25 protein-coding genes are annotated in these 23,445 nt (G+C 40.2%); 14 read left to right on the top strand and 11 right to left on the bottom strand.

Translation table 11 applies throughout. The features are described 5' to 3' along the window. Positions 1–52 precede the first annotated feature (52 nt). Both JWG41_RS04760 and JWG41_RS04765 read right to left on the bottom strand, forming a co-directional pair. A complete protein-coding gene (locus JWG41_RS04760) occupies positions 53–1,087 on the bottom strand; it encodes a hypothetical protein (protein WP_205268801.1) in 1,035 nt (344 codons plus the stop codon). Positions 1,088–1,143: 56 nt separating this feature from the next. Then, positions 1,144–1,518, bottom strand: a complete 375-nt coding sequence (locus JWG41_RS04765; RefSeq protein ID WP_205268802.1) for an LIC_13246 family protein — start codon at positions 1,516–1,518, stop codon at positions 1,144–1,146. Positions 1,519–1,596: 78 nt separating this feature from the next. Here JWG41_RS04765 and JWG41_RS04770 point away from each other — a divergent pair, with 78 nt between their 5' ends. The 5 genes from JWG41_RS04770 to JWG41_RS04790 all read left to right on the top strand — a co-directional run bounded on the left by JWG41_RS04770 (position 1,597) and on the right by JWG41_RS04790 (position 6,144). Continuing rightward, entirely contained in the window at positions 1,597–2,163 is a 567-nt protein-coding gene (locus JWG41_RS04770; RefSeq protein WP_205268853.1) for a hypothetical protein, read from the top strand. Positions 2,164–2,208: 45 nt separating this feature from the next. Beyond that, positions 2,209–3,420, top strand: a complete 1,212-nt coding sequence (locus JWG41_RS04775) for an NADP-dependent isocitrate dehydrogenase (RefSeq protein WP_205268803.1) — start codon at positions 2,209–2,211, stop codon at positions 3,418–3,420. Positions 3,421–3,569: 149 nt separating this feature from the next. After that, positions 3,570–4,280 carry an MBT domain-containing protein gene (locus JWG41_RS04780; RefSeq protein WP_205268804.1) on the top strand — a complete coding sequence of 237 codons (711 nt, stop codon included), beginning with the start codon at positions 3,570–3,572 and terminating at the stop codon, positions 4,278–4,280. Between the two features lie 4 nt (positions 4,281–4,284). Then, a complete protein-coding gene (locus tag JWG41_RS04785; RefSeq protein WP_205268805.1) occupies positions 4,285–5,535 on the top strand; it encodes an adenylate/guanylate cyclase domain-containing protein in 1,251 nt (416 codons plus the stop codon). 84 nt (positions 5,536–5,619) lie between these two features. Beyond that, positions 5,620–6,144, top strand: a complete 525-nt coding sequence (locus JWG41_RS04790) for a GNAT family N-acetyltransferase (RefSeq protein WP_205268806.1) — start codon at positions 5,620–5,622, stop codon at positions 6,142–6,144. 1 nt (position 6,145) lies between these two features. On the opposite strand, the gene JWG41_RS04795 is transcribed toward JWG41_RS04790, so the two are convergent. From JWG41_RS04795 to JWG41_RS04810, 4 genes are all read right to left on the bottom strand, one after another. Continuing rightward, positions 6,146–6,985, bottom strand: a complete 840-nt coding sequence (locus JWG41_RS04795) for a hypothetical protein (RefSeq protein WP_205268807.1) — start codon at positions 6,983–6,985, stop codon at positions 6,146–6,148. Positions 6,986–7,111: 126 nt separating this feature from the next. Next, positions 7,112–7,864: a rhomboid family intramembrane serine protease gene (locus tag JWG41_RS04800; protein WP_205268808.1), complete on the bottom strand. Its 753-nt coding sequence runs from the start codon at positions 7,862–7,864 to the stop codon at positions 7,112–7,114. A gap of 2 nt (positions 7,865–7,866) precedes the next feature. Further along, on the bottom strand, positions 7,867–8,346 hold the full coding sequence (locus tag JWG41_RS04805) for a putative immunity protein (protein WP_205268809.1): 480 nt from the start codon (positions 8,344–8,346) through the stop codon (positions 7,867–7,869). 40 nt (positions 8,347–8,386) lie between these two features. Next, entirely contained in the window at positions 8,387–10,237 is a 1,851-nt protein-coding gene (locus tag JWG41_RS04810) for an SLC5 family protein (RefSeq protein WP_232373695.1), read from the bottom strand. A 110-nt stretch (positions 10,238–10,347) separates the two neighbouring features. On the opposite strand from JWG41_RS04810, the gene JWG41_RS04815 reads away from it, so the two are divergent. From JWG41_RS04815 to JWG41_RS04835, 5 genes are all read left to right on the top strand, one after another. Continuing rightward, positions 10,348–11,511: an LLM class flavin-dependent oxidoreductase gene (locus JWG41_RS04815; protein ID WP_205268811.1), complete on the top strand. Its 1,164-nt coding sequence runs from the start codon at positions 10,348–10,350 to the stop codon at positions 11,509–11,511. After that, the gene (locus JWG41_RS04820; protein WP_205268812.1) at positions 11,508–12,413 is read left to right on the top strand and encodes an aldo/keto reductase; all 906 of its coding nucleotides are present in this window, start codon (positions 11,508–11,510) and stop codon (positions 12,411–12,413) included. Before JWG41_RS04815 ends, JWG41_RS04820 begins: the two co-directional genes overlap by 4 nt. A 165-nt stretch (positions 12,414–12,578) precedes the next feature. Beyond that, positions 12,579–13,676, top strand: a complete 1,098-nt coding sequence (locus JWG41_RS04825; RefSeq protein ID WP_205268813.1) for a GAF domain-containing protein — start codon at positions 12,579–12,581, stop codon at positions 13,674–13,676. A gap of 235 nt (positions 13,677–13,911) precedes the next feature. After that, the gene (locus JWG41_RS04830) at positions 13,912–14,301 is read left to right on the top strand and encodes an ArsR/SmtB family transcription factor (RefSeq protein WP_205268814.1); all 390 of its coding nucleotides are present in this window, start codon (positions 13,912–13,914) and stop codon (positions 14,299–14,301) included. After that, on the top strand, positions 14,252–14,767 hold the full coding sequence (locus JWG41_RS04835; RefSeq protein ID WP_205268815.1) for an SRPBCC domain-containing protein: 516 nt from the start codon (positions 14,252–14,254) through the stop codon (positions 14,765–14,767). Before JWG41_RS04830 ends, JWG41_RS04835 begins: the two co-directional genes overlap by 50 nt. Positions 14,768–14,832: 65 nt before the next feature. Here the strand turns inward: JWG41_RS04835 and JWG41_RS04840 are convergent, their stop codons facing one another. From JWG41_RS04840 to JWG41_RS04855, 4 genes are all read right to left on the bottom strand, one after another. Then, on the bottom strand, positions 14,833–15,198 hold the full coding sequence (locus JWG41_RS04840) for a DUF4180 domain-containing protein (protein ID WP_205268816.1): 366 nt from the start codon (positions 15,196–15,198) through the stop codon (positions 14,833–14,835). A 56-nt stretch (positions 15,199–15,254) separates the two neighbouring features. After that, entirely contained in the window at positions 15,255–16,073 is an 819-nt protein-coding gene (locus tag JWG41_RS04845) for an arylamine N-acetyltransferase family protein (RefSeq protein WP_205268817.1), read from the bottom strand. A gap of 165 nt (positions 16,074–16,238) precedes the next feature. Beyond that, entirely contained in the window at positions 16,239–16,943 is a 705-nt protein-coding gene (locus JWG41_RS04850) for an SDR family NAD(P)-dependent oxidoreductase (protein WP_205268818.1), read from the bottom strand. 54 nt (positions 16,944–16,997) lie between these two features. Next, positions 16,998–18,071 (bottom strand): alpha/beta hydrolase, encoded by a 1,074-nt coding sequence (locus tag JWG41_RS04855; protein WP_205268819.1) that lies wholly within the window; start codon positions 18,069–18,071, stop codon positions 16,998–17,000. A gap of 58 nt (positions 18,072–18,129) precedes the next feature. Here JWG41_RS04855 and JWG41_RS04860 point away from each other — a divergent pair, with 58 nt between their 5' ends. Then, the gene (locus JWG41_RS04860; protein ID WP_205268820.1) at positions 18,130–19,296 is read left to right on the top strand and encodes an acyl-CoA dehydrogenase family protein; all 1,167 of its coding nucleotides are present in this window, start codon (positions 18,130–18,132) and stop codon (positions 19,294–19,296) included. Positions 19,297–19,364: 68 nt separating this feature from the next. Here the strand turns inward: JWG41_RS04860 and JWG41_RS04865 are convergent, their stop codons facing one another. Further along, positions 19,365–19,502, bottom strand: a complete 138-nt coding sequence (locus tag JWG41_RS04865) for a hypothetical protein (protein ID WP_205268821.1) — start codon at positions 19,500–19,502, stop codon at positions 19,365–19,367. A 359-nt stretch (positions 19,503–19,861) separates the two neighbouring features. On the opposite strand from JWG41_RS04865, the gene JWG41_RS04870 reads away from it, so the two are divergent. From JWG41_RS04870 to JWG41_RS04880, 3 genes are read left to right on the top strand one after another with little or no spacing between them, the layout of a single operon-like run. After that, positions 19,862–21,649 (top strand): PAS domain S-box protein, encoded by a 1,788-nt coding sequence (locus tag JWG41_RS04870; protein WP_205268854.1) that lies wholly within the window; start codon positions 19,862–19,864, stop codon positions 21,647–21,649. After that, positions 21,650–22,303 carry a DUF6962 family protein gene (locus tag JWG41_RS04875; protein ID WP_232373698.1) on the top strand — a complete coding sequence of 218 codons (654 nt, stop codon included), beginning with the start codon at positions 21,650–21,652 and terminating at the stop codon, positions 22,301–22,303. It abuts the gene before it with no gap. 44 nt (positions 22,304–22,347) lie between these two features. Beyond that, positions 22,348–23,355 (top strand): sensor domain-containing diguanylate cyclase, encoded by a 1,008-nt coding sequence (locus JWG41_RS04880; RefSeq protein ID WP_205268822.1) that lies wholly within the window; start codon positions 22,348–22,350, stop codon positions 23,353–23,355. The last annotated feature ends 90 nt before the right edge of the window (positions 23,356–23,445 follow it).

The following is a 23,445-nucleotide window of genomic DNA, read 5'->3' on the forward strand; positions in this document are numbered from 1 at the left end:
ATTTGAGTTTGATTATGGATCAGGTATCCATTCATATTAATGCAACCATCCCTCATTCATTGATTAAATAATTGGAATGGTATCCTCTGGCAGTCCCTGACCACTCTGGGCAATCTAGTTTTAGATCTGCATCCCAATGGATTTGGTAGGGTTTGGCAAAGAAGAGTTGGATAAAGAATCGTAAAAATGATGAAATGTTTTCCAAAGCACTCATTGTGGCAATGGGACGAGTCCGTTTGACAAGTAAGGAACATGTCCCTTCGTTAAAGTACAAAACTTCTGTTTTCGGGATTGTATAACCAGAAGTAGGTTCTTTTTCCCAGTCTAAAACTTCGGCTCTTTCCACTGTTCCTTCCAGAACCAAGTGGCCTGTTTGATCAAGAACGGCAACACGGCGAAAAAAGGCTCCAGGGAAATCAGCATTCCCCACAAAACCACCGGTAAAAATTCGATGTCCATCCTTTGTAATGGATCTCACCAATTCCCATTTTTTGGAAAACTGATACACGGCTTCGTTGGAGAGGATATGTTCCAATCCACCTACACCTTTGACTTCTTCGATTGTTTCTTTGTATCGAATGGTGCCTGTGACTTGAGAGAAGGAGAAGGGGATGTCGGCTTGGACAAATTTTCCTTCCTCTTTCAACGGATATCTTCCTTTAGAGATAGGAACAGATCCTCGTCTTGGTTTGTAATCTAAATTGATTTCCCAATCACCATAGTTCATATGGAAAGAATAAGTTCCGTTTTTATTTTCCATCCAATTGTCACCGCTCTTTTGGTAGAACAGGCCTTTTTTGGATTCATATTCATCAGCATCGAATTCACGAGTAGAATAAAATACAGGTTGGTCTTTCGGTTTTAAAAGTAACGATATACCGTTGTTATGCGACCCTGGTCCAAAATTACTCACAAGGAATGTGGCGAATAAATTATATTTTTCATTCCTAAAAGTGAAATTCCAAGCTTGGAGATAACCTTCATCAGGGAAATATTGGGTTTTAAAATCTTGTGCAGGTAGGTTTTGGATTGGTTGTAGTAGAAACAAAAGACCAAACCAAACCAATCGAAAGAATTGCCGAAACACCGGCAAATCCTAACGGGTGCTTGTAAAAGAATCAAGATTTTTCTTGGGGATTTCCTTTAAATGGAAACAGAGCTGGGAAGAGAAAGAGCAAACAAATCTCCCAGACAAACGAGCGAAAACACGGGATGTTCAGTATTGCCAATTTGTTTCAAACGTTCCCTCTCTTCGGCGATTCCATCGATATGGATCCAACTTTCAATTTGTTCTTCGGGTAGAATGCGACAGGCCACTTGGTATTCAAAGGTTCCGATTTGTGAGAAAAAGATCTGCACGGATTCAGGGGCGGAGTCAGCTAAGGCGCGTCGAAAGGCAAATTGTTTGGATTTGGTTTCGCCCCGCATTTCATAGTAGTGGTTCAGAATTCGTAAGATATGTAGGAATTCTTCTTTTTTTGTCATAAGCTCGCGCCAGGAATCGTCGGTTTCTTTCATACTTGTGGGGGTCAGAGGGGATTGAGATTGGTTCTTAAAAAAGGATTCTCACTTGAAAAATACTTTCCCCTATCCAAGATGAACGAAACGGGCATGGTAACGGAGATATTAGAAATATTCTGGAAAGAGAAACTCCGGTTCGCCCAATACTGTTTTGATGAATTGGCTCTTTTGGATGCAAAGGCCTTTTCTGAAAAAAAAACCAATGGAAAGACTCCGGTTTGGACCCTCCAGCAGATGATCTCTTATGATCGCACTTTTAGTTTTTACCTTCCCCTCTCCCTTCGCATCAGCGGATTTTTCTTTTTTACCACATTCAAAGACCAAGACATAGAAAAAGACCTGGAAGCCATTCGGGATCGGTACACACCGCCAGCTTTCCCAACCCATTTTTGGGAGATTCAAATTGCGAAAGCCGAAGACCTTCAAATTAAAGCAACAGATCCTTTGGTCAAAGAACAATGTGAATCTTGGAAAGAGGTTCTTGTCCGATTGGAATCAAAACTTTCTGGGATTTCCGAACGTGATGCCTATAGAAAAAGATATACATCCCTTACGGGAATTCATACCATTTCAGGAGCGATCAATAATTCTACGGAATTTTGTCACTACCTCTGGAATTTACATATGGTAAATCCAACATAAACGTATTTATGCAAATCAAAAATTGAATGAGTTTAGGAGAAATCAATGGGAAAAATTAAAGTAAAAACACCGCTTGTTGAGTTAGACGGCGATGAAATGACAAGAATTATCTGGAAAGAAATTAAAGATCGTTTCATCCACCCTTATTTAGACATCACTTTGGAATATTACGACTTAGGTGTTGAATACCGTGATAAAACGGATGACCAAGTCACTGTAGATTCTGCTAACGCGATCAAAAAACATGGCGTAGGTGTTAAATGTGCAACCATCACTCCTAACGCAGACCGTGTAAAAGAATATAACTTAAAACAAGAATGGAAATCACCTAACGGAACGATCCGTGCCATCCTTGATGGAACTGTTTTCCGTAAACCTATCATCATCAAAAATATTCCAGCAGCCGTAAACTCTTGGAAAAAACCAATTGCGATTGGACGACATGCTTACGGTGATATTTACCGTGACGTGGAAATCTTAGTTGATGGTCCAGGTAAAGTAGAACTCGTTTATACAGATGCTTCTGGTACTGAAAAACAAAGATTGCTTGTGAATGAATTCAAAGGTGCTGGTGTTGCGCTTGCAATGCACAACTTAGATGAATCCATCAAATCTTTTGCGAAAGCATGTTTCACTTATGCTTTGTCTGAAAAAATCAGCATCTGGTTTGCAACGAAAGATACAATCTCTAAAAAATACCATGCTCGTTTCCGTGATATCTTTGATAACATGGCAAAAGAACAAGAAGCTGCTATGAAAGCTGCTGGTATTACTTATAGTTACTACCTCATTGATGATGCAGTTGCGCAAATCATGAAAAACGAAGGCGGACAACTTTGGGCCCTGATGAACTATGACGGAGACGTTATGAGTGATATGGTGGCTTCTGGTTTTGGTTCCCTTGGTCTTATGACTTCCGTTCTTGTATCTCCCGATGGAAAATACGAGTATGAAGCAGCACACGGAACTGTGACTCGCCACTATCGTAAATACCAAAAAGGAGAAACCACTTCGACAAACTCTGTAGCGTCTATCTTTGCTTGGACGGGAGCACTTGCGAAACGTGGGGAACTTGATGGAACTCCAGATGTAGTGAACTTTGCTTTGAAATTGGAAGAAGCAATCATTGAAACCATCGAAGGTGGTGAAATGACAAAAGACTTACTTTCTCTTTCTACAGCTGCGAAAAAAACAGAATTGGATACTTTCCAATTTATGGAAGCTGTACAAAAACGTTTGGACTCCAAACTTAAATAAGTTTGTTTCCGTCACCCTGTCATTTGGCAGGGTGTGATCTTTCTTTTCTAATATCCTTACTTTCCCACCTCCTTTTTGATTCATAAAATATTTCCTTGCAATTGCCATTGGATACCATACATTCAATTTCCGTAATACAGGGGATTGTTATGAAATTATATAGATACGTTTTTTGTTGCCTATTTCTGGTATTTGCATCGATTTCCGCCGATCCAATCTCTCCCAAAAAAGGGGACCGAGTGGAAGTTTACGATGCGAAACAAGGTAAGTCGTTTTCAGGTATGGTGATCAAAGTAGAGAAGGATGGATTTTTGATCCATTACGATGGTTATGCAGATAGTTATGATGAAGTTGTCACTTTGGATCGGATGAAACCCATGTCGGAAATTCCTGGTGTTTCCTTTATTAGATCAGAGAAGGGTAAGTCTGTCACCGTAATCGGAAATCTAAAAATAGGTTCTATTATGGATGATTTAGAATGGGCCGAGTCCAGTTCTATGGCGTGTTGGCCTGGGATTCGCAATGTGGAATTTGAAGGAAACCAAATTCACTATTGGACGGACCTTCCCAAAAAATCAACACTGATCATTACAGTGAAACCGAAAGATAGTGAAACGCGTGTTAATTTGTATGCCTTTAGCGGTTTTGATCCCAAATACATTCCACCAAAAGTATTTGGAGCCGTCAGTTGTGAAGCCTCGCATCCCACTTGGATTGGAACTCCTGATTTTTCAAAACCTGCAGAACCGCAAAGCGTAGAACTTCGTGCCGTTGGTAATCCTTACCGAGTCTTTATTGGAGTGAGTGGAGCAAAAAATATAACCGAAGGTGACTTTGAGCTTATCGTGGAAGTCAAATAGGATAATGATCGCTGAATTTATAGATTGGTATGCGAATGAAATCTCAGAAGTAAAGACTTCGGCCGAACTATTTGATAAATGTATTGGTTATTTACAAAAACTGAACTTTCAGATTGTTCGGGTGAGTATGGGGACTCGCACTCTCCACCCACAGGTAGAATCTTTATCTTATACTTGGGTTCCCAAAGGAAAATTAGAATATTTTGACGAAACTACCAATCAACTGCAACATTCAAAATCAATTATAGAATCTGAAAATGGATTCCTTAGAGAGGTTCGTTTTCGATTGGGATCGTTGCAAACTTCTCAGTTTGTGGCAAGTCCTGTCCAACATGTAATGTCTACCAAAATGCCGTATTACTTTAGTTTTGTGGATCATAAAGGAGAAACATATCCTTATCCCATTCTGGATGACTTAGGTCCGCTAGGGGCCACCGGTTATTTTGCAGTACCAATCTTCCAAAAAGGGGCAGGTTTTGCTTTCCTCAGTTTGGTTACAGACAAACCAAGTGGTTGGTCGAAGGACGAACTTATTTTTTTAAACCAAGTTCTAAAAATGATTTCTCTGCAGTGGATCAACTTCATTCAAAATGAATTAACAGAATCTCTGCTGAGTGTTTACTTAGGAAAAAGAACTGGATCTACAGTATATTCAGGGAAGGTTTTTTTGGGGGAACTGGATAAAATCCAATCGGTGATTTGGTTTTCTGATATTCGCAATTATTCGGGAATGAGTGAGAAGTTATCTCCTCCAGAAATTATACAATTATTAAATGATTATTTTGGTTTAGCCATCCCACTCATTGAAGCCCATGGAGGTGAAGTTTTAAAACTTCTGGGAGATGGGATATTGGCTGTATTCCCTTATTCAGAATCCAATAAAACCTTTGTTGGAAAAAAGGTTCTTCTCGCTGTAAGAAAGTTAGGTGAAGATTTATTTCTTCACAACCAATCGAGAGAAAAAGAAGCAAAACTTCCGATCCATCATGGGGTCGGTTTACATTCCGGAGAAATCCTTTATGGGAATATTGGTTCTACGGAGAGATTGGATTTTACAGTGATCGGAGAAGCGGTCAACTTAACTAGTCGGATTGCTGGGATGTGTGGGGAATTGGGGAAAGCAGTGTTGGCTTCTGCAAATTTAGCGAACCAAATCCCCGTTCGTTGGGAAGAACTCGGGGAACACAAACTCAAAGGTATTGGTTCTCCTCAGAAAATCTTTGCCATTTCGGAAAGAACTAAGAAGAAGTATTAAGATAATATCGGTTAGTTTGTTTTTGAAAAATAAAATTTCAGAAAATATGAAATATATAAATAAATTTACTTCCATCATAAAAAGATGAAAATTAAACTCACTCCATTTACGAAAGAAGAAATTGAAAGTATTATTTCTTGGACAAAAACTGAGGAGTTTTTGTTGGTTTGGTCGGGCCCTGTATACCAATTGAATTCTTTAAGAGAACAATTGATAAGGGACTTAGACTTTGCAGAAAAAAATCCGAATCAGTTCCAAATGTATTCTGTGATTGATTCTGAAAATTCAAAACTGATTGGCCATGCTCAAATCACCATAGATTCTAAAAACGATTCCGCTCATATTTCTAGAATTCTTATTGGAAACGAAACAATCCGAGGTCAAGGAATTGGACTTCAAATTATAAAGAATCTATTGGAGATTATTTTTCATAAACTTCAGTTACACCGTGTCACTTTGAATGTTTATGATTTTAATCATTCGGCTATCCAATGTTATGAGAAAGCGGGTTTTAAGGCCGAAGGCCTCTTCAAGGAAAATACAAAATTTAAGGATAGTTATTGGTCAACGATACCAATGGCCATCCTTAAATCCGAAATTTCTATATAGATTATCTAACAATCACCCATTTACCATTGATTAGGCTTAAATACAGCGGAATGGCTGCTCCTTTTTTAGATGTGAGGATAGAGTCTCCTTTCTGATTTGTCACACTTACGATTTGGTTATTACAAAGTAAGGTAAACTTAGGATTCTTTGTATCTAGTTTCCAACTGGAACCGATGGCTTTTGTCATACCTGCTATGGATTTGAGTTCCTCAGCTTCTACATAAGGATAGTAACGAACTTCGGATGTGTCCTTTGCGCGAAATTCGATCCAAGAAAGGATTTTCTTGGAATCTTTTGTGTTGAGGATTTTAGTGAATTCTTTTGCAAATTCAAGGATAGAAGTTTCTTTTTCCTTTGTAATCGTGATACTTTCTGCTTGTTTCCACAATTGGCTTGGTGGGTCAAAGGGTGGATTGAATTCTATCTCGAACCATTCACCTAATTTTGCTTTTGTGAGAGATGGCCACTGGAAGTGATGCAAAAGAAGTCCCTCATCAGGGAATTGTCCTTTTTGGCCTATTAATAGTTTTACTTCTGCTTCTTTGGATAAACCTTCCGTTTCTTTTTGTTTTCCCTTTCTTTCCGTGAGCCTAATTTTGATTTTGTTTTTACCAGGCAAAATCCAGTAGTTGATGTCTGCTTGTCCTGAAGAATCATCATTGGAGTTTGCACTGCGAACTTCATAGCCGTTGGCATCAATCTCTAAATTGACCGAATAGTTTTTATAGGTGATGATATAGTATCCTTCTTTAGGAGGAGTCGGAGCACTGGGTTTTTCTTCCGCTTGGATTGGGGAGAGGAGGAGGGTCATTGTTATAATAAGGAACAAGATTCTTTGCATCGAGAATTCTCCAATATCGAGGTAACGGAGGATTCTAAATGGAGGAAATAAATTGTCGATGAGAAATTAATTTACGACAGTATTTTTGGAAAGGGTTAGAATCAAGAATCCATCACTGGATTTGTGTTAAAGAAATTTCTTTCCATGACGATCGAAAAAGAAATTTGTATTACAGGCAGAACAATGAAGCCGTCCATATTTTTTGGTAGGGATGGGTTTGTTACAAGAAGGACAAAGGACAGTTTTGTTGATGAAAGTAGATAGACGTAAATTATGTTCCAGCCGATCTAGAAATTGGAATCGGATAAAGATATGAGCGAGAGTGAGACCGGTTAAAAAAGCAATGACTTGCCCACCATAAACACTTCGCACTTGTTTGTCTAATTCAACAACATAGAAATAAGATTGGATGAGAATCCAAACACTGAGGCTGATAAAGATTGGTACATCACGGAAAGTTCCCTTTTCGAATACCATCGTACTTTTTACATTGGGAAAAAATACAAAATACATACCAAGGATTCCGGAGATGACACCAGAAGTTCCGATGACGGGAACAATGGAATTTATATGAAATAAAAAATAGGTTAGGTTGGCTACAATCCCAAAGAAGAGAAATAAAATGAAAAAATAAAAATGCCCCACTACATCTTCTATATTGTCCGCGAACATATATAAATAAACTGCATTCGTAAACCATTCACTAAAAGAAGAATTAAAGAAAATAGAAAAAACAATACTGAGACCAAACTCCTTTTTTGGTGTGAATGCATAAGACTCGGGATGATCGAAGAACAATGTCAACATCGTTAAAAAAATAAACCCAAGGGTTAGGATTGGTTTTCTGTAGTTATGATTTGCTTTTTCGAATACAAACATTGTTAGTTGGCCTTTGAGTCTGCCAATAGTTGTAATAGATGATTATATTGCCAATCCCGTTCTTTTTGGACAGAAAGATCGGGATCCGCATTTTCATTGGCTCTATGGATGGCTTGTAAGGAATAATTAGCAGCTCCGATGGCATGGGTTTTGACATGGGCAGTGGCGACAGCTTGTCCTGCCGCACGAGCCACAGATTTTGCCGGGTTATCCATCTCAATCTTTCTTGCCGTAGCATGGGAATCTAAAGCGGCCTTTCGCACTACAGCCATACTGAACTTTCCCGTTTGGATCCATTCTTTTAATACATCCAAGGCTTGTTTGGGGTGATTGTCATGAAAATCGGAATTTTCATAATAGAAAAATACTCGCTCCACACAATCTACGGCCCACCGAGCCGATGTTTTGTGATTGGTTTCTGAGAGTAAATCCATGATTCGATTTTCTTTGGTAGCAATGCTAAACTTGGACTTTCGAGCCATGTTTCCATTGTATCACGGTAAACTTTCTTTCAAAGCGAATTTAAAACCAAAGGTAAAACAAAAATGTTAATCCCAGAAGGATTCCATACAACCACTCGTCTCGTTTTCGAATTAGTGTCGTGAAGCTTTGGTTTGGCGATTTTTTTTGAATGGTAATGAAGATCGAAAAAATCCAAAAGAGTAGAAAACCGGCAACCGATATAAAAATCTTAATTTCTGGAATTTGGATTCTTGTGACAATCAAACCAAAAAACAAAAAGAGAAATAAAACCCAATACTTTGTATTTGGTTTTAAAAAGATTTGCAGAGAAAACGGTTCACCATTTTTTTCTAATGATTTTAATGGTTCTGTTTCTCGATCCTTACTGCCTTTCTGTTTTCGGTTCTGGAAGTAGGCTGCCAAAGATAGAATTACAATGGCAAAAAGAAAACTAAAGAAAACACGGTGTAAAAAGTTAAGTTCTTCACCAAATGTTTGTTTTATGGAAATAGGAGCTGCGTAAGAATAGAGAGAGGGCAATAGAAAAGAAAATGCAGGAGTCAAAAGTATGGTAATGCAAATCATTCGGCTGCTGATTTTTATATTTAAAATTCCAAATAAAAATACCACAAGGAGGGCCGGAGTGAAATGAGAACTTTGGTTGGAAAGTTCGATAAAGAAATTTTTCTTAGAATTAGGATCTACAAAGAGAATGGCAAGGACAGTGACCAAAGCAGAAAAAATCAAAAGAAAGATCCTGCCGGAATTCATTTCTTCTACATCGGATAGTTTTCGATTCGATCTTTCCATAAGTGGTTTATAAAAATCAATGGTGAAGAGAGTGGCTGCAGAATGTAACATGGAGTCAATGCTGGAAAAAATAGCTCCGAGGAGTCCGGCAAGAATCACTCCAATCAGTCCATATCCCAAAGGAACTACGAGCACCACTAATTTTGAAAATGCTTCGTCTGGGGCAATGTCTGTGGCAGCACCGAGGGCAGTCCAAATTTGGTAAGCTGCTACACCGGTAAGGATAGAAAAAAACGGAACTGTGAGTTTGAGTAGGCCACCAATTAAAATTCCGAGTCTGGCTTCTCTTAAAGACTTACCACCTAGCGTGCGCTGCACGACATACTGGTTGGTGTTCCAGTAAAATATATGTAATAAAAAAAGTCCACTGAGGGCCCCAGTCCAGGGAAGGGTTGGGTGGTTCGGTGGTAAGTATAAATTCATTTTACTGAGTCCATCAGCACGACTTTCTTCTTTGGCAAGGAGTTCAAAAATTCCTCCCACTTCTGGTCTTGTGATGGAGAGATAGGCCAAGAGGATTCCAGAAGCTAGAATCAGAACGGTTTGGATGACATCGGTGTACACCACTGACTTTAAACCGCCAAACCAAGTGTAGATGGTAGAGGTAAAAGCAATCCAAAGGACAAGTTCGGTATAAGTAATTTCAATACCCGCATCCTTTAGAAAGGGTAAAAAACTTCGAGTGCCAATGTACAAGGCACCAGTCAGTTGGATGGTAATTAAAATAAGTGAGATTCCAGAATAAATCCTTCCGGCAGTCGGTCCGAACTTCCCTTGTAAAAATTGGGAGAGAGTATAGAATTTTTTGCGACGGAATAGGGGAAGGAAAACAAAGGCCAAAAGAACAATGGCGGGAATGGAACCAAATTCATAGTGGCTTTGGGCAAATCCAACAGAGAAACCAATCCCGAGCATTCCCACCAAATGATTTGCCGAAATATTAGTTCCAAATAAAGATCCAGCAATCCCCCACCAAGGAAGGCTACGTCCACCCAGAAAGTAATCGGAAGAAGAGGATTCCTTTCGGCCGGCATACATCCCCACGCCGAGGACAAGAAGAAAGGTAGCTGTAAAAAATAAGATGTCGATTGTTGCTATCATAACAGAGAATTGATTCGCCATATTAGATATTTTCTAAAAATATGGCAAGCGATAGATTTCCGGGAATTCTCTCTTGTCGCCGGTCGATACCTATCTTCCAGTAGTTAAGAATGAATCCGATCCCCAAAGCACCCATCATCCGTTCTGTTGACCCCGCTGTGGAAGTTGCCTGGTTTTGCGACCTTTGCAATGGAGACTATGAATACTTAGGAGTGCCTGATGGCTCCTTACGATCCAGTTTCGAACATTGTTCGGATATCATCCGTTTGGCGGACGAATTAGGATACCAAAACATTCTCCTTCCCTCATCTTATCAAACAGGACAGGATACGTTAACTTTTGCGGCAGCGGCTTCCCAATTAACAAAACAGATTTCTCTCCTAACGGCCATTCGGTGCGGAGAAATCCATCCTCCTATGCTTGCCCGCACTCTTTCCACTTTGGATCATATGTTGAAGGGAAGACTTAATATCAATATCATCTCCTCTGACCTTCCGGGAACCCAAAAAGATTCTAAAACAAGGTATGAGATCTCCAAAGAAGTGATTCAAATTTTGCAACAAGCTTGGACACAGGACCAAATCAAGTTTCAAGGAAAACACTATCAGTTCGATTTACCATCAGATCCTGTGAAGTCCTACCAACAAAATGGTGGCCCCTTACTATACTTTGGTGGGATTTCTCCTGATGCCAGAGCTCTTTGTGCTGAGTTTTGTGATGTATTTTTGATGTGGCCAGAAACCGAAGAGAGACTTGCGGATACAATGTTGGACTTAAGCCTTCGTGCGGCAAGTTTTGGAAGGACAATTGATTTTGGACTTCGTATCCACTTAATCGTCCGAGATACAGAAGAAGAAGCCCGGGATGCCGCGAAACGTTTGTTATCTAAGGTAAACATCGAGAAAGCCAATGATATCAAACATCGAGCCCTAGATTCTAATTCTGCCGGGGTGTTACGCCAAGATGAACTTCGTAAGTCTGCCGATGCCGATTTATTTATCGAACCTATGGTATGGTCGGGGATCGGCCTTGCTCGTTCAGGATGTGGTTCGGCCATTGTCGGAACTCCGGAACAGGTGTATGAAAAAATCCAAAGATACATCCAAATGGGAATTCGTGCTTTTATCTTTTCTGGTTATCCACTCATGGAAGAATCCAAATTTTTTGCAAAAACAGTTCTTCCTAAGTTACGAACCATCAACTTTGCAGAAGCACAAGGTCGAAAACCAAAAGGGATTCCTGTGACTCCTCTGACTACAGGAGAGAGAAAATGAAAGTTCCACAAATTGAATTTACAAAGAATGAATTTTCTATCTCTCGATTGGTGTATGGAATTTGGAGGATGCATGAAGATGGGGCAGGTAGTTCTCCAGAGCGAATCCTAGAAAAAATAGAAGTCTGTCTTAGTTTAGGAATCGATACCTTTGATCATGCAGACATTTATGGAGGTTTTGAAAATGAAGAACTTTTTGGTAAAGCCATCTCCAAACTTCCATCGTTAAAATCAAAAATCAAAATCATCACAAAGTGTGGAATCCAAATCCCAGGATCCAAATTTACCACCAAACATTACAATACTTCCAAAGAACACATTCGATACTCAGTAGAACGATCTTTACGAAAACTCCATGTCGACAAGTTGGACGTGGTTCTCATCCATAGACCTGATCCCTTGATGGATCCTTATGAGCTGGCTGAAATTTTTGAAGTTCTAACTCGCGAGGGAAAGGTATCCCATTTTGGAGTTTCCAATTTCACAACTTCCCAGTTCCAAATGTTGCAATCGGTTTATAAGAAACCACTTTTCACAAACCAAGTGGAGTTTCATCCTTTCCACACCGAACCTTTGTTTGATGGAACTTTTGACCAGGCTTTAGAACACAAATCCCATCCTATGATTTGGTCACCCACAGGGGGAGGACGAATTTTCTCACCCAAGTCAGAAAGAGAACTGAATACGGCTTCGAAACTAAAAGAAATTGCGAAGGTTTATGGCTGTGGGGTGGATCAGGTTCTATATTCTTGGTTCTTAAACCATCCAGCGGGACTTGTTCCCATTTTGGGAACGAATGATCCGAAACGAATTCAGTCGGCGGCAGAATGTTTTTCCTATCCTCTCACTCGCGTGGAATGGTTTTCCATTTTAGAAGCGGCACGTGGAAAGGAAGTGGCTTAAGTGCTTCCTTAAAAAGTCACTAAAAGGATAGAATTTCCCCAATAAATGATTGCACGAATTGGTAAAGATATTGCTCGTTATATTGAATTAATATCTCATATAACAGACTAAATTTCTGGTCTCCCCTAACCTCCCTGGTGGGATGGACGGGAGAGGTGGTTTGTTATGCTTTCTGAATTGGCTCCCAACCATTATTTTTCTGGAATTTCGCTAACAGCAGACCTTGCTGATGATTTGCATTCCTTTGGTTCGGGTCTGCCTTCGGAACATGTGTGGAACCAAACTGTACAAACCATAGCAAGAATCCCGGAAATCATTACATCCTGGATTTTTGAATACCTACCAGAATCACAAAACTTTCGTTTGTTGGCACTCCATAGCCGTTCTGAATTTCACATCCCTGATCTTGTTTCCAAATATTCTGTACCTTGCCACCATGTAGTGGATTCCAATATGATTTTTGAAATGAATCTCGTAGGTGAGGAGTCCTTTTTTCAACCTCTCACAGAAACCCTTCCAGAAAAAACTTCTGCGACGTATTTGGGATATCCCATTCGTTCTGATATTGGGACTGTAATCGGGGTCATTGGGATGGTTGTTGAAGATAAGTTCAAACATAAATTCAAAAACTTAAAACTCATCGATGTGATTGCCGACCAACTTAGCCAAGAACTAATTCGATTTAAAAATGAAAATTTGATTTCACAAACATTGAACACTGCTTCCTTTGTGAAACAATCGCTCGCAGAGTTGTTTCGTCTTCTTTCCAATCGATCATCTGACCTAACTACGATTTGCCGAAATTATTTACAAACAGGAACTCGACTCTTTGGATTACCGCTTGGACTCATTGCTTCCAAAATTGGTGATGATTGGGAATACAGTCTTGTGGAAGGAAATGTTCATGGAATTTTTGAAGGACAAAGATTTTCCAAAGAAGAATCCAAGTTTTCTAATAGGAGCCTTTCCCCATCAGCAAATATTATAAACAAAATTTCAGAAAGTTCATCTCCTAGAGTCCGAACCCACTTATTGGAATTAGGTGTTTCTTGTCTTATGGAATTTCCACTGAAGGTTCACAACCAAACCATTGGAGTTTTGGGATTTTACGGATTGAAAGACCAAGAAATTGAATCTGTTGAATTATTCCAAAGGGTATTTGAGCTGATGGGAATAGGACTCGCGAACACAATTGAAAAACATAACATTGATTTGTTGTCTAAAATTGTGTTTTTGGAAAAAGACTCACCGAATTCCTGGTAAAACAGAGTTTTTAGATCTCAGCTTTCGTTTGCGGCAATAGTCATTCCCGGACGAACTTTCAGAAAAGAATCAACAATCCAAAACTTCTATCATTATCCTAATTTTTGCGACTTGCATCATTAGGGTAATTCGCCTTTCCCAAGATTTACCTTTTGCATATTTAGCAAATATTTTTCCCAAAAAACGATTGACTTTGGTATTATATATAGCCAGATATTTATATAACAAAATGGTTATGCAATCACTTGATTTCACATTCTCGGCTCTCGCCGACCCCACTCGCAGGGAGATCCTCATGCGTCTCGCGAAAGGTGAGTCAACGGTCATGGAATTGGCGAAACCTTTTCGAATGAGCCAACCTGCCATTTCGCGTCATCTCAGAGTTTTGGAAAAAGCCGGTCTGATTTCAACATCCATCCGGGCCCAGGAACGACCCCGCCGATTGGAAACGGCACCCCTCAAGGTTGCTATCGATTGGATTGAAAAGTACCGCCAGATGTGGGAGAAACGATATCAGGCGTTAGATGGACTATTAGAAGAATTACAAACAATGCAAACCAAAGGAGATAAACAAAATGAAATCAGAAAAAAAAGAAGCAAAGATGGAACTTCGAGGCGAAACTGAAGTTGTGTTTACGCGTTACTTCGCTGCACCACGTGAATTGGTGTTCGATTGTCACACCAAACCAGATCTGATGCGCCGCTGGCTGATTGGTCCCGAAGGTATGGTATTAGATACTTGCGAACAAGATCTTAGAGTTGGTGGCAAATACCTTTATCTTTATGCGGATGCAAATGGAAACAAAGGTGGTGTTTATGGAACATTTCGGGAGGTCGTTGTACCTGAAAAATTTTCCAATACTGAGAATTACGTGATGGATATGTCGACTTTTGATCCGAATGCTCCCGAAGACCCGAATGTCACTATCGAATCTCGTACATTCACAACCGAAGGCAATACAACACTCATGACACATGTATACAGATTTTCTTCCGCCGAAGTGCGTACGACGATGATTGAATGTGGTGCGGTTGATGGTATGTCGGAATGTTACTTGGAACTCGATAAAATATTGTCAACGATGGTTTAGAGATTGTATCCATGCCTTGTGTGATTTTGCTCGGGCATGGACGTTACCTTGATGTAGTAAACCGACTAAACACTACTTAGTCGGTGGATAGCTTCCTCTTCCGAATTCAGAAAAAAGACATCCTTTCCCGAATTCATTTCATAAATAAAATCATTTAGACTTTTGCTGGAATAAATTGAAAAATCCCCAATGATGGCCAGTTTCATTCGGTAATTCACAATCTTTTGTAATACATCGCCAGCAAGACCGGATTTTAAATCGAAGAAACTTTCGGGGATTTGAGATTGTTTTAGTACAAAGCGCTCAGTTCCTGATTCGTATTGCGTTGTTGCGAAGAAGTCAAGGGCTGAGGAACCATCGGTGAAAACGATTTCCGTTGTATCGACCACTGCGATATCAATATTGTTTTTTTGTATTTTGCGAATGTTCATTTGTTGTTATACGACAAACCTGAGTTTCTTAAGTGGATTTATCTAATTTTGTAAAATTACCGATCCCACTGCAAACCAGGAGTTTTGAATTCAGTTCCCACTGGAAAGAAAAGATTAAATTTTTCTTTCAGAGTTACTAATAACTCTTCCGGTGACTTAATGATTAATTTATGAGCGACACCATTTTTATCTCGTTCTGATAATTCTCTATTTACAAGTGTATGTCTTTGACCATCCTTTCCCGCTTGTGCAACGATTAAACGATCTTTAAAATGTGATTTTGGATGAGCACTTGTGAACCAATTTGCTAGTTCACGATCAATTTCAGGCATTTCTTCCAGTGTAAATTCACAGACATCAACCCAGCCACTCGGGAAAAGGACTTGATGGAAAAATCGATCATTCTCAGAAAGAATGCGTCTGGTTTCGTGATTTGTTTTTTGTTCAATGTTTGGTATTAATTGTATGGCTGATGTTAATGATACTCCTCCAACTCCAACATCAGTTAGCCATGAATTACCAGAAAGTTCTATACGTAGAAAAACATGTGTTCGAGGAGGAGTGAAATCTCTAGATTTATCTAAGCGAACTCTCGCACTGATAGGAGCTACTTCAAATCCTAATTTTTTTAAAATATACAAGAGAAGTCCATTTTGTTCAAAACAATACCCTCCACGACGCTGAATGATTAATTTTTCAAAAATTGAATCTAAATTAATATTTATATTTTTACCTAACAAAATATCTAAGTTCTCAAAGGGTATACTTTGCACGTGTGCCAGAGTGATATGGTTGAGCAAATCGAGGGAAGGAATCCTTGTTCCCTTATACCCAATTCTATCAAAATACGCATCTAAAAATTGGTTATCATTCAAAAATCACATCCTAAATATTTTATAAATCTAATTCAAAATATATGAAATTTCTCAGCATATCACATAATTCTTGCTAGCTGAAAATTCATTCCAAAAAAAGTTCTAGATGGTGAGTGTTCGTTTTGTAGAATCAATGGCAAATGATAAAGAAACTGAACTTGGAAACTACCAACCAATCTCCTTCTTATCCCGAAAGAATTTTCCTGTAGGCCCGCCATCAGGTAAAGTTGCCGCCCACACAATGGTTTCTGCCCCTTTTTCCACAGGCCTTGTGGCACTCTCTCCCCCCATATCCGTTTTCACCCAACCAGGACAAACCGAATTGATTTTGATATTTTTACCAACAGCTTCCACACTCGAAAGACTGGTCAGTGCATTGATTGCTGTTTTGGAAATGCGGTAAGCGGGATACCCGCCACCCATTTCAGACAACTGTCCCATCCCAGAACTCACATTCACAATTCGTCCAAAATTGTTTTGGATCATCATGGGTAAAAATGTCTGAATCAATCGCAAAGGACCATAGAGATTGACGAGAAGGGTTCGGTGTAGGTCTTCACTTGTGGTATCAAAGAAGGAACCGGGATCGGCAAAGATTCCTGCATTGTTTACGAGAATGTCTAATTTTCCAAAACTTCCCGTGATGATATCCAAAGCTTCGTTAATGCTTTGTTCCTTGGATACATCCAGAGAAAGAATTTCACCTTTACCCACAGCCTTTACAGCTGCTAAAGTATCCTCTGCCTCGCCGGGGTTTCTCGCACCGATGAGGACATAGATTCCTTGTTTTGCCAGATCAATGGAGACTTGTTTTCCAATCCCTCGGTTGGCCCCTGTGACAAGTGCAATGCGTTCCTTGGATTCTTTCATGGAATCAAATCTCCTTAGATAGAGAGTCTCTACCTTATCTTCTATAGACTGATTTTACTTCGATTTAGAAAGTTCAGTCAGCCATTTTTCCGTCTGTGCTTCGATAAAAGCTTTGTCTGTGATCACCCACTTGGACATCAGAACATGCATTCCATTTTCCACTGGCACTTTTCGGTTGAGTGGATTTGGTGATTTATCCAAACCAAAGTTGGTATATCCTTCTAACATTTTTGGAACACTGGCCGTGGGGTCTTGTTCTTTCTCGGATTTATAATAATACAGAAGTAATGCGGGAGAAGTTACCTTTCGAAATACTTCGGGAACAGCTGCATAATTTCGTAAATCATTCACACCAGCGAGTGCCGCAAAATATTGTTCCGGATACCAGTAACTATTTCTTTCCGGTAACACCTTGGGATTGTTATTGTGTGCAGAGGCTCTCACTTTTCCTTTTAGCAAATGGATGAAGGTAAGTCCACCGGGGTAGTTGAATAAATTCAAACTACTATCCACAGGGGCATAAAACGGATTCGCTAAAACCAAACCATCCACTTCTTCCGGATATTCCGAAGCAAGCCAAGTGGCAAGGAGTCCACCCATGGAACTTCCAAACACAACCACTCGGTCTCCTTGGGACTGCATCATATACAAAGCTTCTCTAGATGCATCTAAGTAGTTGTTAAAATTTTGATCTCTTTGGTCTTCTTTGTTGGTTCCATGACCTGGAAGACGAAGTAAATAAGTATTTGCCTTAAACTTCTTTGCAAGTTTTTCCATCACTTCTTCACCTTCTGCACGAGAAGCTCCATAACCATGGATGTATAAAAAAGCTAAGGGAGTTTTTTTACCAAAACTGATATAACGTTCTTCGTTACCCGGTCTGTGGATTTTGCGTTTACTCTCCGTTAACTTTTCTTGGAAGTAAACTTCAAAGTTCGCATAACTTAGATTTGCTTTGGGTTCGTATTTCGGTCGTCCAGAACAGGAAACAAGGACGAAGGAAACTGTGAGGAGGAAGACAGTCGACAGCTGTCTAAGGTTGTGGAATAAAGAACACGATTTAGCCATACAAATGGAAAATTTTACAGTGTTTTTGCTTTCTTGTAAAGAGAGAAAAACCCTTGGCACAGGAAGGGTCGTACGAAAAAAGGTAGTAAATACCCATTCTCAGAAGGAACATCCCGGAATGTATAGCCAATTCACAGAGCAACAACTTGAAATCAGAGATTTAGTTCGTAACTTCGTAAAAAAAGAAATCCCACATGAAGTCGCATTGCACTGGGATGAGAAGAACCAACACCCAACAGAACTCATCAATAAAATGCGTTCGGAACTCGGAATTAACGGTCTTGTCATTCCGGAAGAATACGGTGGATGGGGACTCGGTGCGATTGAACAGTGTTTAGCCATCGAAGAACTTTCTCGTGGATGCCTGGGAATCGCTCTCGGATTTGCCTACACTGGTCTTGGAGTTCTTCCAATTCTAAAAGGTGCCACTCACGAACAAAAGCTAAAATGGCTTCCAGAAATTGCGGACGGAAAGTTCGGAGTTTCTTTTTGTTTGTCTGAGCCAGGTGCTGGATCTGACGTTCCTGGTATGACCACTCGCGCAGAGAAAAAAGGCGACAAATGGATCATCAACGGTGCGAAACAATGGATCACTGGTGCATCTGATGCACAAGCCTTTACTGTATTTGCTTATACTGATAAAAACCGCGGAACACGTGGTGTATCTTGTTTCTACGTTCCACGTAGTGCTAAAGGTCTTACTGTTGGTAAAAAAGAAGACAAACTCGGAATCCGTGCTTCTTCTACTCACCAAGTTATTTTTGAAGATTGTGAAGTCGGTGAAGACGCACTCGTAGGAAAAGAAAACCTAGGTTTCGTTTACGCTCTTCAAACATTGAATGCTTCTCGTCCATTCGTAGCAGTTATGGGTGTGGGTGTGGCACAAGCCGCTCTTGACCACGCAGCTCGTTACGCACGTGAGAGAGAACAGTTCGGTGTTAAAATCGGAACTTTCCAAGCAGTGCAACACATCTTAGCTGATATGTCTATCAAAGTAGAAACTGCAAGAGAGATCACTTACAAAGCAGCTCGTCTTTCTGATGCAAATGATCCTAACCTTCCAAAATACTCTGCGATTGCAAAAGCATACGCATCGGAAATTGCGGTTCAGAATGCTACTGACGCAGTTCAAATTTTTGGTGGATACGGATATACAAAAGAGTATCCTGTTGAGAAGTTAATGAGAGATTCAAAAATCCTCACGATCTTCGAAGGAACCACTCAAATCCAAAAGAACGAAATTGCAGCTTACGTAATCAAAGAAGCAGCTTCTAAAAAAGACTAATTCGAATCTTCTAATAAGAAGACCGAAAGGTTTTTAAAGAACCCTCTGGTGTTTGTCAGGGGGTTTTTTTATTGGAGTGGTTGGCGGTACAAAGTTGGATGAATGTATCCCCGCCCTGAATTGGGTGGGGTGAGTCCACCCGCCACCCAATGAGTTCCCTTTACCACATCCCAAAATTTCCCTCCATCCAATTCTTGGATTTGCAAAATTTAATATTAAGAAGTTCATCTTTTTTCATAAGAATGAGAATCAAAGAATTTCCTACATTTGCAAAATGAGTAGCAGATATTACTGTGATCTGCTTTCAAAAAAAATCATCTGAGCATTTCTGGCCACCCGGGCGGGCTAGTCCGGAGTCCGCGTTCGCTTCCCCCTGATTTGTCTATCGCCAAACCAGGGTGCCTACGGCATCCTTCCTATCCCTGGTGGAAGCCAATCCAACTATATTCTGTTAGTTTTTCTATTTTGAAGTAAAAAAAGGGCTGACTCCCATTTTTCAATCGGTCAGAATCATACTCCTGATTTTAGGGGGAGGTGGTTTGTTGTGAAAAAGAAAAAAAACAATATGGATCCTCCTTCCTCCGTGAAAGGAGAGGGGAAAAAAAACGAACTCATCTTACGCCAGATGGAAACCTTGGGAAAACTCGGACATTGGGAGGTAGACTTCGTCAACCAAACCCTCCATTGGTCAGAAGGGGTATTCCATATTTTAGAAATGGATCCATCTTCTATGCCAGTCAACCTAGAGATCGGATTTCAGTCAGTACATCCAGACGACCGCGAACGGGCCATTCAACATATGACAGAAGTTCTAGAAACGGGAATCGATTATAATTTAGAATGTAGACTCATCACAGCCACTGGTAAAATTAAAACCATTCATTCTCTGGCTGATGTGGTTCGAAATGAAAACAACGAACCTTTACAAATCATTGGAATTTTTCAAGATGTCACCGAACAAAGAGAAGCTTACGAATCCTTAAAACAACAAGAATTACGTTTGAGCTCCATCCTCCAATCAGAACCAGAATGTGTGAAGGTAGTCAGTCCCGAGGGAATCCTAGTGGAGATGAATCCTGCGGGTTTACAAATGATAGAAGCTGACTGTCCAGAAGAGGCACTGGGACAAAAGGTAGAAAACTTAGTGCATCCGGCGGATGTAAAATTCTACAAATCTCTACATGAGAGTGCTCTTCAAGGAATCCAATCGAGTGCCAGGTTTCGCATCATTGGTTTTAAAGGAACGGAACGATGGATGGAAAGTACGGCGGTCCCTCTCGCAAATCAAACAGGAGAAATTATTTCCGTAATCAGTGTCACACGTGATATCTCAGACAAAGTCGTTTCTGAAGAAAAACTCATTCGTATCAAACGAAACCAAGAAGCACTGATCAATGGAACTTCTGATTTGATTTGGTCTATGGATTCTCGCTTTCATTTAATTGCGGCCAACCAAGCCTTTTTGGATGTGATGGGATTTTTGCAAGGGTTCCCGGCACAAGAAGGAGATTCGGTTCTCATCATGAGCCAAGGCGAGGCCTTCTATGAAAAATGGAAGGGGTATTATGAAAGGGGACTTTCGGGTGAGTCGTTTAAAACTTATGAAAGATTTATCAGTCCCATCACCGAAAAAGAAGAACATCGCGAAGTATTTTTTAATCCGATTCGAAATGTAGAAGGGTTCATCACAGGCCTTGCTTGTTTTTCCAAAGACATCACAGACATAATGGCAAAACGAATGGAACTCATTTCGAGTGAAAAACGTTACCGTGCGCTTGTTGAAAATGGGGCCGATGTGATTGCGATACTCAGCATTGAAGGGAAGGCTAAATACGTCTCTCCATCCATCACGAAAGTATTGGGTTATACGGAAGCCGACGCCATGCATATGAATTTATTCGATTTTTTGCACCCGGATGATGTCCCCAAAATTATCAAACGATTGGAAGAGGTTCGCTCCATCCCTCAAGGGAATTCATTGCCGAGCCATAATTTTAGAATCAAACACCAAGATGGTTCTTGGCGGTGGGTGGAGTCTACCATTACCAATCTGATTGAGGACGAAAACATTGCCGGGATTGTGGATAACTTTCATGATGTGACCGAACGGGTTGTCCAGATTACGGCCATCCAAACCCAAAATGAAAAGCTAAAGGCCATTGCTTGGACCCAGTCCCATATCGTTCGTAATCCTTTGGCAAAAATTATGGGGATCGTGGACTTAATTCAAACGGGAACCCTTTCTGTAACGGAAGAACGGCAGAGTTTGGACCACCTCATCGAATCGGCTAAGGAATTGGACGGAATCATTCAGGACATTGTACTAAAATCGCAAAGAGTCATAGTTCCATGAATGAATTTCTTTCGAGATCGTTTAATTTATCTTGCATCTTGTACTAAATTAGTTCTAATTCGTGCCATGGTTTTCTCAACTTTCCTTTCAGACTTAATTCTTTCTTTAGTTTCTTTGGCGATGGCTTACCGGTTTGTCGGAAAGTCTTCTATCCCCTCTCGTTCCGCTTTGTATGGGCTTGGTATCATTGGTATTTCCGCCGGACTTGGTTCGATTCATTTCCTAGGTATCAACACTCTCGATTCCATCTATCGTTTCTTTGTGGGATTGTCAGGAACCGTGGGTGTGCCTCTCCTCGGTTTGGCCTTCTTTCACTTTACCTTCCGATCCCTTTCGGAAAAAACTTTTTTCCTCTTCATCGCACTTGCTTTTGTTCTCTACTTAGCGTTTACTTATCTCTATCCACTTCCGATCTACCCGACAGTTGTTGGTGGCATTTCCATGTTCATCATTCTTATCAGTTCGCTAGTTCGTTTTCCTAGAAAATCAAATGCAGCGGTGATGGGAATCATTGGATCTATTTTGTTTATTGTCGCAGGTCTTGTGATTGGTACTAAGGGATCAACCGGATCAATTTTGAATGTTGATATCTTTCATATCTTACTTGCGATTGCAAATTACTGTATCGCAGAGGGAATTCGAAAATTAAGCTAGATCAAAAGAGAGGAGTTTTTTAAAATATATTTCCAAGTGTATCTATGGAAAACTCCTCCGATTCAACATTAGAAAAAATACTCAAACTCCAAACAGAATTAACTGCTGCCAAACCAGATGTTCCGCATCTATTAGATCTCATCACTCTTCGTGCCAAAGAGATCACTTCCTCAGAGGGTGCTGTATTTGAACTCGTAGAAGGGGAAGATATTGTTTACCGTTCGGCCAGTGGGATTGCTGAAAAACAAATTGGTCTTAGAATCCCCATAAAAGGAAGTTTTTCCGGCCTTAGCCTTCAGTCCAAAGAAACATTGTATTGTATGGACTCCGAAGTGGATGACAGGGTAAATCGAGAAGCTTGCCGTCGTGTTGGCCTTCGTTCCATGATTGTGCTTCCTTTGTATTTTGATTCCGAAATCTTGGGAGTATTAAAAGTCCTTAGTCCTGAAGTAGATGCCTATTCAACTAACGATACTTATGTGTTGAATATGTTGTCTGGTACGATGGCCGCCATTTTGCACAATGCATACCGTTGGGCAGAAAGAGAAAAAAGTCTTACTTCTATGGCATACCTAGCAAGCCATGATGCACTCACTGGTATATACAACCGTTCCGCTTTTTATGATTACTTAAGAAGGGGATTACATCGTATTCAAAACGATCAGTCCACTGTGACCATAGCCTTGTTTGATTTAGATGATTTGAAAGTGGTGAACGATACTTATGGACATGCCGCTGGGGATTTTTATTTATCCAACTTTGCCAATCGTTTGTCACATTTGGTGCCAGACCAAGACGTTTTCGCTCGTCTTGGGGGTGATGAATTTGGTCTCATTATGATCCACCAGGAATCGAAAGAGTCCGCCATTGCCCATCTTGATAACCTAACCAAAATGGTAGAAGGCGAAGTCCAATTTGATCAGACAAAACTTCAAATCAAAACCAGTATGGGGGTGGCTTTCTATCCTGAAGATGGGTCAGAGCCAGACTCGCTACTTGCTGTCGCCGATACACGGATGTATGAAAACAAAAGGATTCGAAAAAATAAATAATTAGAAAATCGGGGGCAAAGCCAGACTCGACAATCGTTTAGCCAAAACGGAATTGGAGGAAAACCTTTCTCACTAAAGAAAGGTTTTGCA

Source organism: Leptospira chreensis (assembly GCF_016919165.1).
GTDB lineage: Bacteria > Spirochaetota > Leptospiria > Leptospirales > Leptospiraceae > Leptospira_A > Leptospira_A chreensis.

Coding starts and splice junctions, on each gene's coding strand:
- JWG41_RS04765 (WP_205268802.1), bottom strand. CDS start 1,518: ATGAAAGAAACCGACGATTCCTGGCGCGAGCTTATGACAAAAAAAGAA.
- JWG41_RS04770 (WP_205268853.1), top strand. CDS start 1,597: ATGAACGAAACGGGCATGGTAACGGAGATATTAGAAATATTCTGGAAA.
- JWG41_RS04775 (WP_205268803.1), top strand. CDS start 2,209: ATGGGAAAAATTAAAGTAAAAACACCGCTTGTTGAGTTAGACGGCGAT.
- JWG41_RS04780 (WP_205268804.1), top strand. CDS start 3,570: ATGAAATTATATAGATACGTTTTTTGTTGCCTATTTCTGGTATTTGCA.
- JWG41_RS04785 (WP_205268805.1), top strand. CDS start 4,285: ATGATCGCTGAATTTATAGATTGGTATGCGAATGAAATCTCAGAAGTA.
- JWG41_RS04790 (WP_205268806.1), top strand. CDS start 5,620: ATGAAAATTAAACTCACTCCATTTACGAAAGAAGAAATTGAAAGTATT.
- JWG41_RS04795 (WP_205268807.1), bottom strand. CDS start 6,985: ATGCAAAGAATCTTGTTCCTTATTATAACAATGACCCTCCTCCTCTCC.
- JWG41_RS04800 (WP_205268808.1), bottom strand. CDS start 7,864: ATGTTTGTATTCGAAAAAGCAAATCATAACTACAGAAAACCAATCCTA.
- JWG41_RS04805 (WP_205268809.1), bottom strand. CDS start 8,346: ATGGCTCGAAAGTCCAAGTTTAGCATTGCTACCAAAGAAAATCGAATC.
- JWG41_RS04810 (WP_232373695.1), bottom strand. CDS start 10,237: ATGATAGCAACAATCGACATCTTATTTTTTACAGCTACCTTTCTTCTT.
- JWG41_RS04815 (WP_205268811.1), top strand. CDS start 10,348: ATGAATCCGATCCCCAAAGCACCCATCATCCGTTCTGTTGACCCCGCT.
- JWG41_RS04820 (WP_205268812.1), top strand. CDS start 11,508: ATGAAAGTTCCACAAATTGAATTTACAAAGAATGAATTTTCTATCTCT.
- JWG41_RS04825 (WP_205268813.1), top strand. CDS start 12,579: ATGCTTTCTGAATTGGCTCCCAACCATTATTTTTCTGGAATTTCGCTA.
- JWG41_RS04830 (WP_205268814.1), top strand. CDS start 13,912: ATGCAATCACTTGATTTCACATTCTCGGCTCTCGCCGACCCCACTCGC.
- JWG41_RS04835 (WP_205268815.1), top strand. CDS start 14,252: ATGAAATCAGAAAAAAAAGAAGCAAAGATGGAACTTCGAGGCGAAACT.
- JWG41_RS04840 (WP_205268816.1), bottom strand. CDS start 15,198: ATGAACATTCGCAAAATACAAAAAAACAATATTGATATCGCAGTGGTC.
- JWG41_RS04850 (WP_205268818.1), bottom strand. CDS start 16,943: ATGAAAGAATCCAAGGAACGCATTGCACTTGTCACAGGGGCCAACCGA.
- JWG41_RS04860 (WP_205268820.1), top strand. CDS start 18,130: ATGTATAGCCAATTCACAGAGCAACAACTTGAAATCAGAGATTTAGTT.
- JWG41_RS04870 (WP_205268854.1), top strand. CDS start 19,862: ATGGATCCTCCTTCCTCCGTGAAAGGAGAGGGGAAAAAAAACGAACTC.
- JWG41_RS04875 (WP_232373698.1), top strand. CDS start 21,650: ATGAATTTCTTTCGAGATCGTTTAATTTATCTTGCATCTTGTACTAAA.
- JWG41_RS04880 (WP_205268822.1), top strand. CDS start 22,348: ATGGAAAACTCCTCCGATTCAACATTAGAAAAAATACTCAAACTCCAA.